General features: G+C 70.4%; 13 protein-coding genes and 1 tRNA gene. 2 read left to right on the forward strand and 12 right to left on the reverse strand.

The window, feature by feature from the left end; genetic code table 11:
- Positions 1-30 precede the first annotated feature (30 nt).
- Positions 31-465: a hotdog fold thioesterase gene (locus MHO01S_RS01385; protein WP_060958850.1), complete on the forward strand. Its 435-nt coding sequence runs from the start codon at positions 31-33 to the stop codon at positions 463-465.
- A gap of 43 nt (positions 466-508) precedes the next feature.
- On the opposite strand, the gene MHO01S_RS01390 is transcribed toward MHO01S_RS01385, so the two are convergent.
- Positions 509-1,129: an ANTAR domain-containing response regulator gene (locus MHO01S_RS01390; protein ID WP_060958632.1), complete on the reverse strand. Its 621-nt coding sequence runs from the start codon at positions 1,127-1,129 to the stop codon at positions 509-511.
- A gap of 56 nt (positions 1,130-1,185) precedes the next feature.
- On the opposite strand from MHO01S_RS01390, the gene MHO01S_RS01395 reads away from it, so the two are divergent.
- Positions 1,186-1,266, forward strand: a tRNA-Leu gene (locus MHO01S_RS01395).
- Between the two features lie 72 nt (positions 1,267-1,338).
- Here MHO01S_RS01395 and pyk read toward each other — a convergent pair.
- The 11 genes from pyk to hisF all read right to left on the reverse strand — a co-directional run bounded on the left by pyk (position 1,339) and on the right by hisF (position 14,833).
- Entirely contained in the window at positions 1,339-2,787 is a 1,449-nt protein-coding gene (gene pyk, locus MHO01S_RS01400) for a pyruvate kinase (protein WP_060958631.1), read from the reverse strand.
- A 45-nt stretch (positions 2,788-2,832) separates the two neighbouring features.
- A complete protein-coding gene (locus MHO01S_RS01405; protein ID WP_060958630.1) occupies positions 2,833-4,302 on the reverse strand; it encodes a glutamate synthase subunit beta in 1,470 nt (489 codons plus the stop codon).
- Positions 4,295-8,896: a glutamate synthase large subunit gene (gltB, locus tag MHO01S_RS01410; RefSeq protein WP_061781741.1), complete on the reverse strand. Its 4,602-nt coding sequence runs from the start codon at positions 8,894-8,896 to the stop codon at positions 4,295-4,297. Before gltB ends, MHO01S_RS01405 begins: the two co-directional genes overlap by 8 nt.
- A gap of 119 nt (positions 8,897-9,015) precedes the next feature.
- The gene (gene lgt / locus MHO01S_RS01415; RefSeq protein WP_060958628.1) at positions 9,016-9,996 is read right to left on the reverse strand and encodes a prolipoprotein diacylglyceryl transferase; all 981 of its coding nucleotides are present in this window, start codon (positions 9,994-9,996) and stop codon (positions 9,016-9,018) included.
- Positions 9,997-10,047: 51 nt separating this feature from the next.
- The gene (gene trpA / locus MHO01S_RS01420) at positions 10,048-10,833 is read right to left on the reverse strand and encodes a tryptophan synthase subunit alpha (protein ID WP_060958627.1); all 786 of its coding nucleotides are present in this window, start codon (positions 10,831-10,833) and stop codon (positions 10,048-10,050) included.
- On the reverse strand, positions 10,830-12,038 hold the full coding sequence (gene trpB, locus MHO01S_RS01425) for a tryptophan synthase subunit beta (RefSeq protein WP_060958626.1): 1,209 nt from the start codon (positions 12,036-12,038) through the stop codon (positions 10,830-10,832). Before trpB ends, trpA begins: the two co-directional genes overlap by 4 nt.
- The gene (gene trpC, locus MHO01S_RS01430; RefSeq protein WP_060958625.1) at positions 12,035-12,811 is read right to left on the reverse strand and encodes an indole-3-glycerol phosphate synthase TrpC; all 777 of its coding nucleotides are present in this window, start codon (positions 12,809-12,811) and stop codon (positions 12,035-12,037) included. The genes trpB and trpC overlap by 4 nt, the downstream gene beginning before the upstream one ends.
- Before the next feature lies 1 nt (position 12,812).
- The gene (locus MHO01S_RS01435) at positions 12,813-13,043 is read right to left on the reverse strand and encodes a DUF6704 family protein (RefSeq protein ID WP_060958624.1); all 231 of its coding nucleotides are present in this window, start codon (positions 13,041-13,043) and stop codon (positions 12,813-12,815) included.
- A gap of 37 nt (positions 13,044-13,080) precedes the next feature.
- Complete coding sequence (locus MHO01S_RS01440; RefSeq protein ID WP_061781742.1) at positions 13,081-13,692, reverse strand: Trp biosynthesis-associated membrane protein; 612 nt, start codon at positions 13,690-13,692, stop codon at positions 13,081-13,083.
- Positions 13,689-14,072, reverse strand: coding sequence for a phosphoribosyl-AMP cyclohydrolase (gene hisI / locus MHO01S_RS01445; protein ID WP_060958622.1), 384 nt, complete (start codon positions 14,070-14,072; stop codon positions 13,689-13,691). The genes MHO01S_RS01440 and hisI overlap by 4 nt, the downstream gene beginning before the upstream one ends.
- Positions 14,069-14,833, reverse strand: coding sequence for an imidazole glycerol phosphate synthase subunit HisF (gene hisF, locus MHO01S_RS01450; protein ID WP_060958621.1), 765 nt, complete (start codon positions 14,831-14,833; stop codon positions 14,069-14,071). Before hisF ends, hisI begins: the two co-directional genes overlap by 4 nt.
- Between the last annotated feature and the right edge of the window lies 1 nt (position 14,834).

A 14,834-nucleotide genomic window follows, 5' to 3' on the forward strand; every position in this document is an offset into this window, starting at 1 on the left:
CTCCGATCCGATCGCTTCCGAAGGTGGATGATGACCGCTGAGAACACCCCTGCAGACCTCGACGGCATGGCCTGGGCGCGGCAGCGCGGGATGGGCGCGCTGGCCGAGAAGATGGGCATCGAGTTCGTCGAGTTCACGATCGAGCGCTCCGTCGCGACCATGCCCGTGGCGGGCAACACGCAGCCCGTCGGGCTGATGCACGGCGGTGCCTACGTCGTGCTCGGCGAGTCGCTGGGCTCGATGGCCGCGAACCTCCACGCCGGGCCGACGCGCCTGGCCGTCGGCGTCGACATCAACGCGACGCACACGCGGTCGGCGACCAGCGGCATCGTGACGGGGGTGTGCACGCCGGTGCACCTCGGGCGCAGCATCACGGTGCACGAGATCGTCGTGACCGACGAACAGGGACGGCGATGCTCCACGATCCGGATCACCAACATGATCACGGATCGCCCGGCGGTCTGACCCCCTCAGCGGGGCGCCGAGCCGCGGGAGACCGCGGGCGGCGTCAGGACTTCTTCGGCGAGAGCTGCTCGATGATGGCCTTGGCGACGTCCTGCATCGTCAGGCGACGGTCCATCGACGCCTTCTGGATCCAGCGGAACGCCTCCGGCTCGCTGAGGCCCATCTTCTCGTTGAGCAGCCCCTTGGCGCGGTCGACGAGCTTGCGGGTCTCGAAACGCTCGACCATGTCGGCGACCTCGGCCTCGAGCGTGATGATCTGCTCGTAGCGCGCGAGGGCGATCTCGATCGCGGGCAGCAGGTCGTTCGGCGTGAACGGCTTCACCACGTAGGCCAGGGCGCCGGCCTCGCTGGCGCGCTCGACGAGCTCCTTCTGGCTGAACGCCGTCAGCAGCACGACGGGGGCCACGTGGTTCTTGCTGAGCTTCTCGGCGGCGCTGATGCCGTCGAGCACGGGCATCTTGACGTCCATGATGACGAGGTCGGGGCGCAGCTCGGTGGCGAGCTGGACCGCGGTCTCACCGTCGCCGGCCTCGCCGACGACATCGAAGCCGTTGTCCCGGAGGATCTCGACGATGTCGAGGCGGATCAGCGATTCGTCCTCCGCGACGACGACGCGTCGGGGGGCGGATGCCGTGGGAGTCGTGCTCGGTTCCTGCTCAGTCACCTTTGAATCCTACGGTATGGTCAATCCCGGACGCGCGCCGACGAGCGTCCGCGTGCGCCGGTGTGGCGGAATGGCAGACGCGACCGACTCAAACTCGGTTGTCTTCGGACGTGTGGGTTCGACTCCCACCACCGGCACGGAAGATGCGCAACGCGAAAGGGCGGATGCCGGGAACCCCGGCATCCGCCCTTCGTCGTTCGTGCTGCGACCTACTTCTCCGTCTGGTAGATCGGCGCCTTGCCGTGGACGGCGTCGCCGATCCGGTGCACCCGGATGTCGTTGGTCGAGCCGATGATTCCGGGAGGGGAACCGGAGATCACGACGACCTTGTCCCCTTCCTGGGCGAGGCCCTGGCCGAGGAAGAACTCGTCGACCTGGAGGAACATCATGTCGGTGTGGGCGACGTGCTCGACGAGCGTCGACTGCACGCCCCACGTCAGCGCCATGCGGCGGCGGATCGCCGGGTCGACGGCGAAGGCCATCATCGGGATGCCGGGGCGCAGGCGCGACATGCGACGCGCCGTGTCACCGGACTCCGTGAAGATCGCGATGTACTTCGCCTCGATGAACTCGGCGACCTCGTTCGCGGCCAGGGTCAGGATGCCGCCCTGCGTGCGGGGCTTGGCGCTGAACGGACGGATCCGCTCCAGGCCGTGCTCCTCGGTCGACTCCACGATGCGGGCCATCGTCTGCACGGTGACGACCGGATAGTCGCCGACGCTCGTCTCACCCGACAGCATGACCGCGTCGGCGCCGTCGAGCACCGCGTTGGCGACGTCGGACGCCTCGGCGCGGGTGGGGACGGGGGCGTGGGTCATCGACTCGAGCATCTGCGTCGCGACGATGACGGGCTTGGCCATCCGGCGGCACATCTCGACGGCGCGCTTCTGGACGACCGGCACGGCCTCCAGCGGCAGCTCGACGGCGAGGTCGCCGCGGGCGACCATGATGCCGTCGAACGCGTCGATGATCTCCTCGAGGTTGTCCACCGCCTGCGGCTTCTCGATCTTGGCGATCACGGGGACCTTGCGGCCCTCCTCCGCCATGATCTCGTGCACGCGGGTGATGTCGGCCGCGTCGCGGACGAAGGACAGCGCGATCAGGTCGGCACCCGCCTTCAGCCCCCAGCGGAGGTCGGCCTCGTCCTTCTCGGAGAGCGCGGGGACGCTCACGGCGACGCCCGGGAGGTTGATGCCCTTGTTGTTGGACACGGTTCCCGCGACGATGACCTTGGTCGTGACGACCGGACCGTCGACGCTCTCGACCTGGACGCGCACCTTGCCGTCGTCGATGAGGAGGAAGTCGCCGGGCTTGACGTCGCCGGCGAGGCCCTTGAAGGTCGTGCCGACGAGATCGCGGGTACCCACGACGTCATCGGTGGTGATGCGGAAGGTCTCGCCGACGGCGAGGTCGTGCGGTCCATCGCTGAACTTGCCGAGACGGATCTTGGGGCCCTGCAGGTCGACGAGGATGGCGACGGCGCGTCCCGCGTCGTCGGCGGCCTTGCGCACGTTGGCGAAGCGGACTTCGTGCTCGGCGTACGAGCCGTGGCTCAGGTTCATTCGGGTGACGTCCACGCCCGCCTCGATGATCGCGCGGATCATCTCGTACGATTCGGTGGCCGGTCCCAGGGTTGCGACGATCTTCGCGCGTCTCACTGAAGACTCTCCGGTCTCTATGGGTTGTTCGGGGTTGATTTCAGCCTACGCGGGCTGAAGGCCGATCGCGACGTCCGTCGGGCGCACCGGTGACGGCAGGCTCGTGCGGCCCATCAGGTACTCGTCGACGGCGGCGGCCGCCGCGCGCCCTTCCGCGATCGCCCAGACGATCAGGGACTGGCCACGGCCGGCGTCTCCGGCGACGAACACGCCGGGCGCGGTCGTCTGGTAGTCATCGCCGCGCTCGACGTTGCCGCGGCCCGTGAACACGGTACCCAGCTGCGACTCGAGCTCGGCGCGCTCGGGGCCGGTAAAACCCATCGCGATGAGGATGAGGTCGGCGGGGATCTCGCGCTCGGTGCCGCTGCGGGGCACACGGCGCCCGTCGGGGAGGTACTCCGTCTCGGCGACGCGGAGCGCGCGCACCTCGCCGGCCTCGTTGCCGAGGAACTCGACGGTGGAGGCCAAGAAGCTGCGCTCCCCGCCCTCCTCGTGCGCCGAGGAGACCTCGAACACCGTCGGCGTCATCGGCCACGGCTGGTGGTCCGGGCGGCCCGCCGGGGGCTGCTTGCCGATCGCCAGGTTGGTCACGCTGAGCGCGCCCTGACGGTGCGCCGTGCCGATGCAGTCGGCACCGGTGTCGCCGCCGCCGATGACGATGACGTGCTTGCCCTCGGCGTGGATCTGGTGGGGCACCTGGTCGCCGGCGACGGCCTTGTTGGACTCGACGAGGTACTCCATCGCGAAGTGCACGCCCGCGAGGTCGCGGCCCGGGATCGCGAGTTCGCGAGGCAGCGTGGAGCCGGTCGCGATGACCACCGCGTCGTAGCGGGCCCGCAGCTCGCTCCAGGTGATGTCGGTGCCGATCTCCACACCGGCGCGGAACCGCGTGCCCTCGTCCTGCATCTGACGCAGGCGCGACTCCAGGTGGCGCTTCTCCATCTTGAAGTCGGGGATGCCGTAGCGCAGCAGGCCGCCGATGCGGTCGTCCCGCTCGTAGACCGCGACGGTGTGACCGGCCCGGGTCAGCTGCTGCGCCGCCGCGAGTCCCGCGGGGCCCGAGCCGACGACGGCGACGGTCTTGCCGGTGAGCCGCGCGGGCGGCTCCGGCTCGACCCAGCCGTTCGCGAACGCCTCGTCGATGACGGAGACCTCGATCTGCTTGATCGTGACCGCGGGCTGGTTGATCCCGAGGACGCAGGCGCTCTCGCACGGCGCCGGGCACAGCCGCCCGGTGAACTCCGGGAAGTTGTTCGTCGCGTGCAGACGCTCGATGGCGGAGCGGCCCTCGCCGCGCCACGTCAGGTCGTTCCACTCCGGGATCAGGTTGCCCAGCGGGCAGCCCTGGTGACAGAACGGGATGCCGCAGTCCATGCAGCGGCCGGCCTGACGACGCAGCACGGCGGAGTCGCCGGGCTCGTAGACCTCTTTCCAGTCCATGATGCGCACGGGAACCGGCCGGCGCGCCGGGAGCTCGCGCTCGGTGGTCTTCAGGAAGCCCTTCGGGTCAGCCACCGGTCACCTCCAGGATGCGGGTCCAGACGACGTCGCCGTCGGGGTCGAGCCCCTCGGCGGCCGCCTCCTGGCGGGTCTGCAGCACCGCGGCGTAGTCGCGCGGCAGGACACGGACGAAGTTCGCGGCCTCGGCCTCGAGATCGTCCAGAAGTGCGGCGCCGAGCGCCGAGTCGGTCTCGGCGACGTGACGCTCGAGCAGGTCGCGGAGGATCTCCACGTCACCGGAGCCCATGTCGAGCAGCTCGAGCTCGCCGGTGGCGAGCGCCTCGCGGTTGACGAGGTCGCGGTCCAGCTTGTAGATGTATGCCGTCCCGCCCGACATCCCGGCGCCGAGGTTGCGCCCCGTCGGACCGAGGATGACGGCCAGACCGCCCGTCATGTACTCGAGCGCGTGGTCGCCCACGCCCTCGACGACGGCGGTGGCGCCCGAGTTGCGCACCAGGAAGCGCTCCCCGACCACGCCGCGCAGGAAGAGCGTGCCCTGCGTGGCGCCGTAGCCGATGACGTTGCCCGCGATGACGTTCTGGGCGGCGTCGAAGCTCGCGCCGCGCGGCGGGCGCACGACGATCTCGCCACCGGACAGCCCCTTGCCGACGTAGTCGTTCGAGTCGCCCTCCAGCCGCAGGGTGATGCCCGACGGCAGGAACGCGCCGAAGGACTGGCCCGCGGAGCCCGTCAAGTTGATCTCGATGGTGCCGGACGGCAGGCCGTGCTCGCCGTGGGCGAGCGTCACGCGGTTGCCGAGCATCGTGCCGACCGCGCGCTCCGTGTTGCGGATCGGCAGGTCGATCGAGAAGTGACCGCCGTGCACGATGACGTCCTGCGCGCGCTCGATGAGCTGCACGTCGAAGTGCTCGTCGAGTTCGTGGTCCTGGTCGCGGAGGTGGCGACGGGGCACGTCGGGCGCGAACGCCGGGCCCTCGAGGATGGGCGCGAGGTCGAGTCCGCTGGCCTTCCAGTGGTCGATCGCGCCGTTCATGTCCAGCACCTCGGTGCGCCCGACCGCCTCGTCGATGGAGCGGAAGCCGAGCTCCGCGAGGTACTCGCGCACCTCCTGGGCCAGGAACTCCATGAAGTTGACGACGAACTCGGGCTTGCCCGAGAAGCGGCTGCGCAGCACCGGGTTCTGCGTCGCGACGCCGACCGGGCAGGTGTCCAGGTGGCACACCCGCATCATGATGCAGCCCTCGACGACCAGGGCGGTCGTCGCGAAGCCGAACTCCTCGGCGCCCAGCAACGCCGCGATCACGACGTCGCGGCCGGTCTTGAGCTGACCGTCGGCCTGCACCACGACACGGTCGCGCATGTCGTTGAGCATGAGCGTCTGCTGCGTCTCGGCGAGCCCCAGCTCCCACGGGGTTCCCGCGTGCTTGAGCGAGTTCAACGGGCTCGCGCCCGTGCCGCCGTCGTGCCCCGAGACGAGGATGACGTCGGCGAGGGCCTTGGCGGTGCCGGCGGCGACCGCGCCGATGCCGGACTGGCTCACGAGCTTCACGTGCACGCGGGCCTTGGGGTTCGCGCGCTTGACGTCGAAGATGAGCTGCTTGAGGTCTTCGATCGAGTAGATGTCGTGGTGCGGCGGCGGCGAGATGAGCCCGACACCGGGCGTCCCTCCGCGCGTGCGGGCGATCCAGGGGTACACCTTGCCCGGGGGCAGCTGCCCGCCCTCACCGGGCTTCGCGCCCTGGGCGAGCTTGATCTGGATGTCGTCCGCGTGCGTGAGGTACATGCTCGTCACGCCGAACCGGCCCGACGCCACCTGCTTGATGGCGCTACGGCGCTCGGGGTCCAGCAGACGGTCGACGTCCTCGCCGCCCTCCCCCGTGTTCGATTTGGCGCCGATCGAGTTCATCGCGATCGCGAGCGTCTCGTGCGCCTCCTTCGAGATCGACCCATAGCTCATCGCGCCGGTGGAGAACCGCTTCACGATGGAGGACACCGGCTCGACCTCGTCGATCGGCACGGGCGGGCGCACGCCGGTCTTGAGCTTGAACATCCCGCGCAGGGTCTTCAGCTCGGCCGCCTGGTCGTCGACGAGCTTCGTGTACTCGCGGAAGATGTCGTACCGACGGGTCCTGGTCGCGTGCTGCAGCCGGAACACCGTGTCGGGGGTGAACAGGTGGGGCGCGCCGTCCCGGCGCCACTGGTACTCGCCACCGGTCCAGAGGCGCTCGTGCGCGCGGACCGCGCCGTCCTCGGGGTAGGCGTAGTCGTGGCGAGCCTGGTTCTCGGCGGCGATCTCGCGGACGCCGACGCCGCCGAGCTTGGTCTCGGTGCCGGTGAAGTACTTCTCGATGAGCTCCTCCGACAGGCCGACGGCCTCGAAGACCTGCGAGCCCGCGTAGGACGAGACGGTCGAGATGCCCATCTTCGACATGATCTTCAGCACGCCCTTGCCGAGCGCGTAGATGAGGTTCTTGACGGCCTTCTCGGGCGTGATGCCGGTGATGAAGCCGGCGCGGACGAGATACTCGACCGTCTCCATCGCGAGGTAGGGGTTCACCGCCGAGGCGCCGTAGCCGATGAGGGTCGCGACGTGGTGCACCTCGCGGACGTCGCCGGCCTCCACGACGAGGCCGACCTTCATCCGGTTCTCCTTGCGGATGAGGTGGTGGTGCACGGCCGACAGCATGAGCAGCGACGGGATCGGCACGAGGTCCTTGTTCGAGTCGCGGTCGCTCAGGATGATGAACTCGGCACCGTCGGCGATCGCGGCATCCACTTCGGCGGAGATCTCGTCGAGGCGACGCTCGAGGGCGTCCTCGCCGTGCTCGAGGTGGTAGAGGCCGCGGATCGTCACGGAGCGCCGTCCGGGCAGGGCCTTGTCGATGTTCTGGAGCTTCGCCAGCTCGTCGTTGTCGATCACCGGGAAGTCGAGCGTGATCGTCCGCGTGTGCTCGGGACCCCACTCGAGGAGGTTGCGCTCGGGGCCCAGGCCCAGGGCGAGCGAGGTGACGACCTCTTCGCGGATCGAGTCCAGCGGCGGGTTGGTGACCTGCGCGAACTGCTGCACGAAGTAGTCGAACAGCAGGCGCGGCCGCTTGCTGAGCACGGCGATCGGGGTGTCGGAGCCCATGGCGCCCAGCGGCTCCGCGCCGTTCTGGCCCATCGGGGTCAGGAGGATGCGGACCTCCTCCTCCGTGTAGCCGAAGGTGCGCTGGCGGCGCGTGATGGAGGCGATCGGATGCACGATGTGCTCCCGCTCCGGCAGTTCCTTCAGGCGCACGCGGCCGGCGTCCAGCCACTCCTGCCACGGCTGCAGAGCCGCCAGCTCGGCCTTCACCTCGTCGTCCTCGATGATGCGACCCTGCGCGGTGTCCACGACGAACATGCGGCCCGGGCGCAGGCGTCCGCGGCGCTTGATGCGCTCGGGCGCGAAGTCGAGCACACCGGTCTCGCTGCCGATGACGACCAGTCCGTCGGTCGTCTCGGTCCAGCGGCCGGGGCGCAGGCCGTTGCGGTCGAGCGTCGCGCCGACGAGCGTGCCGTCGGTGAAGATGAGCGCGGCCGGGCCGTCCCACGGCTCCATCTGCATGGAGTGGTACTCGTAGAACGCACGCAGATCCGGTGCGATGTCGGCCTGCTTCTCGTAGGCCTCCGGCACCATCATCATGATCGCGTGCGGCAGGCTGCGTCCCGTCAGGGTGAGCAGTTCGAGCACCTCGTCGAAGGATGCCGAGTCGCTCGCGCCCTCGGTGCAGATCGGAAGCAGCGGGCGGATGTCGCCGATCAGCTCGGACTCGAGCTGCGACTGACGTGCGCGCATCCAGTTGCGGTTGGCGCCGACGGTGTTGATCTCGCCGTTGTGGGCCAGCATGCGCAGCGGCTGCGCGAGGGGCCACGACGGGAACGTGTTGGTCGAGTAGCGCGAGTGCACGACCGCCAGCTCGCTCTGGAAGCGCTCGTCCTGCAGGTCGGGGTAGAACGGCTCGAGCTGGAGCGTCGTGACCATGCCCTTGTAGCCGAGCGTGCGCGCGCTGAGCGACACGAAGTAGGCGTCGTGCTCGCGACGGGCCCGCTTGCGCAGGCGGTAGACGCGCCGGTCGAGCTCGATCCCGCTGAGCGCGGGGGCGTCGCCCACGGCGGGGCGCGACACGAAGAGCTGCTCGAAGTGGGGACGGGCCTCGTAGGCCAGCTTGCCGAGGTGCTCCTGCTCGGTCGGGACGTCGCGCCAGCCGAGCACCGTCAGGCCCTCGGTCTCGGCGATGCGCTCGACGCCCGCCTTGATGTCGGCGCGGGCCGCCTCGTCGAGCGGGAGGAACGCCATGCCGGCGGCGTACTCCCCCACCGGCGGCAGGTCGAAGTCGACGACGGCGCGCAGGAACGCGTCGGGCATCTGCGTGAGGATGCCGGCGCCGTCGCCCGTGCCGGCGTCGGAGCCGATCGCGCCGCGGTGCTCGAGGTTGCGCAGCGCCGTCAGCGCCAGCTCGACGATGTCGTGGCCCGGCTCGCCGCGGAGCGTGGCGACCATCGCCAGGCCGCAGGCATCCTTCTCGAAGGCCGGGTTGTACATCCCCTGCTTGGCGGGGAAGCCGGATGCGGGGCGCATCACGGGCTGTTCGTGGGTCTCTTCACGACGGGGGCTCGAAGCCATGGCAACCGTCCTCATGGTCAAACTGATCGGGGACGACGTCGGCCCTGGGCATTCAGCGGAGGTGTGTTCAGCGGAGGAGAAATCGAAGCGTGGCGGGCACCGGGGAGGTGACTGCGGTGCTACTTCGATGCGACGGTGCTTGTGGCTGCGTCCGCGATGGAGCCGGGCGTCGGGGGTGCGCTGACGTCCACGAATTCATCGGTGTTCTGCGATTGTACAGCCCCGCCCCGCTCGCGGCCGCGCATGTACGGCGACGGCTCGAAGCCGGGGTGACGACGCGTCTGCACCACGAAGATGGCCAGACCCACGATGACCCCGAAGATGGCCGCCCACACGTTGGTGCGCAGGCCGAAGAACACCTCGCTCGGGTCGATGCGGATGCTCTCCCAGACGATGCGACCGGCGCTGTACCAGACGAGGTAGATCGCGAACAGACGGCCCCACTGCAGCCGGAAGCGGTGGCCGGCCCACAGGAGGACGAAGACACCCATCGTGTTCCAGATGACCTCGTAGAGGAACGTCGGGTGGAACAGCGTGCCGGCGGGCAGGCCGACCGGCCAGGCCGCGTTCGGGTAGTCGATCTGCAGGCCCCACGGGAGGTCGGTGGGCAGGCCGTACAGCTCCTGGTTGAACCAGTTGCCGAAGCGTCCCATCGCCTGCGCGAGCAGCAGCCCCGGGGCCAGGGCGTCGGCGAAGGTCCAGAAGCGGATGCCGGTCCACTTACAGCCCAGCCACGCACCGATGGCGCCGCCGATGAGAGCGCCGAAGATCGCGATGCCCCCGTCCCAGACGTTCCAGATCGCGTCGCGGACGAAGGGGTTCCACCAGTCGCGGCCCTGCTCGAAGTAGAAGCCCCAGTGGGTGACGACGTGGAAGGCGCGCGCCCCGACGATCGCCAGCGGCACCGCCAGCAGGCAGATGTCGATGACGACCCACGCCTCGGCTCCGCGCTTGGTCAGCCGGTGGTTGGTCATGAACGCCGCGACGACGATCCCCGCGAGGATGCACAGGGCGTAGAAGTGGATCGTCAGCGGGCCGATCTGGAAGGAGCTGATCGACGGGCTCGGGATGCTGGCGACGACGGAGGCGGAGGAAAGCACGAGGGGCAGTCTACTTCGCCGTCGGGATCGTCACGTGTCGCCGCGGACGGCTCAGGAGCCGGTGCCGCCCGTGAGCGCGCGGGTCTCGGCGGCGAGGGCCGCCACGCCGCCGTCGCGGAGGGCACGGACCAGAGCCGTCCCGACGATGGCGCCGTCGGCGTACTCCAGCACTCCGGCGACCTGTTCGGCGGTCGAGATGCCGATTCCGACGCAGGCGTGCTCGACGCCGAAACCGCGGAGACGGGCCACGAGGGTGCGGGCGGCGGCATCCAGTTCTGCGCGCTCCCCCGTGATGCCCATCGTGGAGACGGTGTAGACGAAGCCGGTGGAGGCCTCTGCGATCATCCGCAACCGCTCGTCGGTGGAGGTCGGTGCGGCGAGGAAGACGCGGTCCAGTCCGGTGCGCTCCGAGGCGGCGATCCAGTCGGGTGCGGCGTCGGGGGTGATGTCGGGGGTGATCAGGCCGGCTCCCCCCGCCGCGGCGAGCTCGTCGGCGAACCGGTCCACGCCGTACTGCAGCACCGGGTTCCAGTAGGTCATCACGAGGATGGGCACGTCGACGCGCGCGGCGATGGCGCGGACGGCCGTGAAGGTGTCCCGCAGCCGGAAACCGCCGGCGAGGGCCGCCTGCGTGGCCTCCTGGATGATGAGCCCGTCCATCACGGGGTCGGAGTAGGGCGGCCCCAGCTCGAGGATGTCGGCGCCGTTGTCGGCCAGGGCGACGGCGGCGTCGATGCTCGTCTGGAGGTCGGGGAACCCGAGCGGCAGGTAACCGACGAACGCCCCCCGCCCTTCGGCCTTCGCGGCGTCGATCGCCGCGGCCACGCGCGAGGTCACTGCGCGGCCCCCTCGTCGTAGAGCCCGAACCAGCGGGCGGCGGTGTCCATGTCCTTGTCGCCGCGGCCGGAGAGGCTGACGGCGATGATGGCGTCCGGGCCCAGCTCGCGGCCCAGGCGCAACGCGCCCGCGAGGGCGTGGGCGGACTCGATCGCCGGGATGATGCCCTCGGTGCGCGAGAGCAGGCGCAAGGCGTCCATGGCCTCGGCATCCGTGGCGGGGATGTACTCGGCGCGGCCGATGTCGGCGAGCCACGCGTGCTCCGGCCCGACACCCGGATAGTCCAGGCCCGCCGAGATCGAGTGCGACTCGACGGTCTGGCCGTCCTCGTCCTGCAGCACGTAGGTCTTCGCGCCGTGGAGCACACCGGGCCGTCCGCGCTCGATGGATGCCGCGTGCTTCGGGGTGTCGACGCCGTCGCCGGCCGCCTCCACGCCGTACAGCTTCACCTTCTCGTCGTCGAGGAACGCGTCGAACATGCCGATCGCGTTCGAGCCGCCGCCGACGCACGCGACGACGGCGTCGGGCAGGCGCCCGGTCTCGTCGAGGAGCTGGGCGCGCGCCTCCTCGGAGATGATCTTCTGGAAGTCCCGCACCATGGCCGGGAACGGGTGGGGCCCCGCCGCGGTGCCGAAGATGTAGTTGGTCGTCTCGACCGATGCCACCCAGTCGCGGTACGCCTCGTTGATCGCGTCCTTGAGCGTGCGCGAACCGGTCGTGACGGGGATGACCTCGGCGCCGAGAAGACGCATGCGGGCCACGTTCAGTGCCTGGCGCTCGGTGTCGACCTCGCCCATGTACACCGTGCACTCGAAGCCGAACAGCGCGGCGGCCGTCGCGGTCGCGACACCGTGCTGGCCGGCGCCGGTCTCGGCGATGACGCGCTTCTTGCCGAGCCGTTTCGTCAGCAGAGCCTGCCCGATGACGTTGTTGATCTTGTGCGAGCCGGTGTGGTTGAGATCCTCGCGCTTGAGGAAGATCCGCGCGCCGCCCGCGTGCTCGGCGAAACGGGGCACCTCGGTCAGCGCCGACGGGCGCCCCGCGTACGAGTGCAGCAGGCTCTCGAACTCCGCCTGGAACGCGGGGTCGGCCTTGGCCGACTCGTACTCCGCGGTCAGCTCGTCGATCGCGGCGATGAGCGATTCGGGCATGAATCGACCGCCGAAGTCGCCGAAGAACGGTCCGTGCTGGTCACGCAGGCTCATGATCCGGCCTCCAGGAAGGCATGCAGGGTGGTGACGGGGTCGTTCGTGACGAGCGCCTCCCCCACCAGGACGACGTCGGCGCCGCCGGCGCGGTAGTGCGCGACGTCGGCGGGGGCGAGCACCGCGGACTCGGCGATCTTCACGGCATCCGCCGGGAAGTGCTCGGCGAGCGAGCCGAACAGGTCGCGGTCCAGCTCGAAGGTGGACAGGTTGCGGGCGTTCACGCCGATGAGCTTCGCGCCCAGGTCGGCCGCGCGCTCCAGCTCCTCGCGGGAATGCGTCTCGACGAGCGGCGTCATGCCGAGCTGGAGCACCAGCTCGTGCAGTCGGCTCAGCAGCGGCTGCTCGAGGGCGGCGACGATCAGCAGCACCAGGTCGGCGCCGGACGCACGTGCCTCCAGCACCTGGTAGGGGGTCGCGATGAAGTCCTTGCGCAGGACGGGCACGCCGACGCGTCCCTTCACCGCCTCGAGGTCGGCGAGGGAGCCCTTGAATCTGCGCGCCTCGGTGAGCACGGAGATCGCCGAGGCTCCGCCCTCCTCGTACAGCGCGGCCTGGAGGGCGGGATCGGGGATCGCCGCAAGATCGCCGCGGGACGGGCTCGCGCGTTTGACCTCGGCGATGATCTTCACCCGGTCGGCGGGGGCGAGGGCGGCGAGGGCGTCGAGCGCGGGGGCCTGTGCGAGGGCGTCACGCTCGACATCGCGAAGAGGACGTGCATCCTCCCGCGACCGGGCATCTTCCACCGCACCGGCCGTCAGGCCATCGAGCATGTCAGTGCTGCTTCGGGGCGTACTTCGGGCCCTTGGCGCCGTAGCCGGCCTTCGCCATGCCCCAGCCGACGAGCGCGCCGACGATGAGCAGGCCCACCGAGGCCCAGACCAGGATCGGCATGTCGAACCAGTAGAAGACCGTGCCGAGCGTCACGGCGAGCAGCATGATGACCACAGCCGTCCAGGCGGCGGGCGAGTGTCCGTGGCCGGGGTCGTCGATGCTGTTGCTCATGATGCTCCTCGGAGTGATTCGGGGGTTCTCCGCCAGTCTAGCGGGCGGTGGGATCGTCGCCGTGCGACAGGTCGTCCCAGGAGTCGATCGCGTCGTAGGGCCGGGACGCCGCCGCGGACGGCGCGGCGGCTCCCGCGCCGGTCCCGCCGTCGGTGCGGTAGCGCCGGCCGCTGCGGCGCCAGAGGTGCGCCGTCGCGATCGTCAGCGCGCCCCCGGCCACGATGAGCACCCCCGCCACGACGGTCAGCCAGGGCCACGGCGTGGCGGTGACGGACGTCACGAGGCCGGCGATCGCGGCCGTACCCGACAGGCCCGTCGACGTCGTGACCGCGGCGGCGACCGCATCCAGCGGCTGCTCGATCGCGATGCGGGCGGCGGCGATGGTCAGCGTCCCGCCGATGAGGAGGGCGAGCGCGCCGAACGCATACCGCAGCGCGCGGCCCACCACCGTCAGCGCGAGTCCCAGCGCGAGGGCCGCCAGACTCAGCGGTGCCAGCATCGTGAACGCCTTCGCCCCCGCCACCTGCAGGGCCGCGGTCGCGCCCGCGTCGAGGGTCACGTCGAGCCAGGTCTGGGTCGACGAGATGATCGCCAGCGCTCCGCCGGCGATGATCGCCAGCACCGCAAAGCTGCGCGCACGTGCCGTCACGACGCGTCGCCGCCGGAATCGAGGGGCGCCCAGGCGACGACGGGCGACAGGTCGTCGGCGTCGAAACAGGTGTGGTCACCGGTGTGGCAGGCCGCGCCGATCTGCTCGACGGCGATCAGCAGGGTGTCGCCGTCGCAGTCCAGCCGCGCGCCGCGGACGTACTGCGCGTGTCCGGAGGTGTCGCCCTTGCGCCAGTACTCCTGGCGGGACCGCGACCAGAACGTCACGCGGCCCTCCGTCAGCGTGCGGCGCAGCGCCTCGGCATCCATCCACCCGAGCATGAGCACCTCTCCGGTGTCGTGCTGCTGGATGATCGCCGGGACGAGCCCGTCGTCGTTGAAGGCGACGCGGCCGATGCGGGGATCGTCGACGGCGGTCATCGGCGCACCTCGATGCCGTCCGCGCTCAGCGCGTCCTTGACCTCGCCGATCGTCAGCTGGCCGGAGTGGAACACGGATGCCGCGAGCACGGCATCGGCTCCGGCGTGCACGGCCGGGGCGAAGTGGTCGACGCTGCCGGCGCCGCCGGAGGCGATCACCGGCACCGACGACAGCTCGCGCATGAGCCCGACCAGCTCGAGGTCGAAGCCGTCCTTGGTGCCGTCGGCGTCGATCGAGTTGACGAGCAGCTCGCCGGCGCCGCGGTCGATGGCCTCACGGGCCCAGTCGAGGGCGTCGAGGCTCGTGGCCGTGCGTCCGCCGTGGGTCGTCACGACGAACCCGGAGCGGGTGCCGGGTGCGCGCTTCACATCGAGCGAGAGCACGAGCACCTGGGCGCCGAAGCGGTCGGCGATCTCGCCGACGAGGTCGGGGCGCGCGATGGCCGCGGAGTTCACGCCGACCTTGTCGGCACCGACGGCGAGCAGGCGCGCGACGTCGTCGGCGCTGCGAACGCCCCCACCCACGGTGAGCGGGATGAAGACCTCTTCGGCCGTGCGCCGCACGACGTCGTACGTCGTCGCGCGGTCGTCCACCGTCGCGGTCACGTCGAGGAACGTCAGCTCGTCGGCGCCCTGGGCGAAGTAGAGCGCGGCCAGCTCGACCGGGTCGCCCATGTCGCGCAGGTTCTCGAAGTTCACGCCCTTCACGACGCGGCCGGCGGCCACGTCGAGGCACGGGATCACCCGTCGTGCGAGCGACATG

The sequence above is a fragment of the Microbacterium hominis NBRC 15708 genome (assembly GCF_001592125.1).
Lineage (GTDB): Bacteria > Actinomycetota > Actinomycetes > Actinomycetales > Microbacteriaceae > Microbacterium > Microbacterium hominis.

Excerpts from the sequence above, each read along its gene's own strand:
- trpB (WP_060958626.1), bottom strand. The coding sequence starts at position 12,038 with ATGAGCCTGCGTGACCAGCACGGACCGTTCTTCGGCGACTTCGGCGGT.
- MHO01S_RS01385 (WP_060958850.1), top strand. The coding sequence starts at position 31 with ATGACCGCTGAGAACACCCCTGCAGACCTCGACGGCATGGCCTGGGCG.
- hisI (WP_060958622.1), bottom strand. The coding sequence starts at position 14,072 with ATGACCGCCGTCGACGATCCCCGCATCGGCCGCGTCGCCTTCAACGAC.
- hisF (WP_060958621.1), bottom strand. The coding sequence starts at position 14,833 with ATGTCGCTCGCACGACGGGTGATCCCGTGCCTCGACGTGGCCGCCGGC.
- MHO01S_RS01435 (WP_060958624.1), bottom strand. The coding sequence starts at position 13,043 with ATGAGCAACAGCATCGACGACCCCGGCCACGGACACTCGCCCGCCGCC.
- trpC (WP_060958625.1), bottom strand. The coding sequence starts at position 12,811 with ATGCTCGATGGCCTGACGGCCGGTGCGGTGGAAGATGCCCGGTCGCGG.
- gltB (WP_061781741.1), bottom strand. The coding sequence starts at position 8,896 with ATGGCTTCGAGCCCCCGTCGTGAAGAGACCCACGAACAGCCCGTGATG.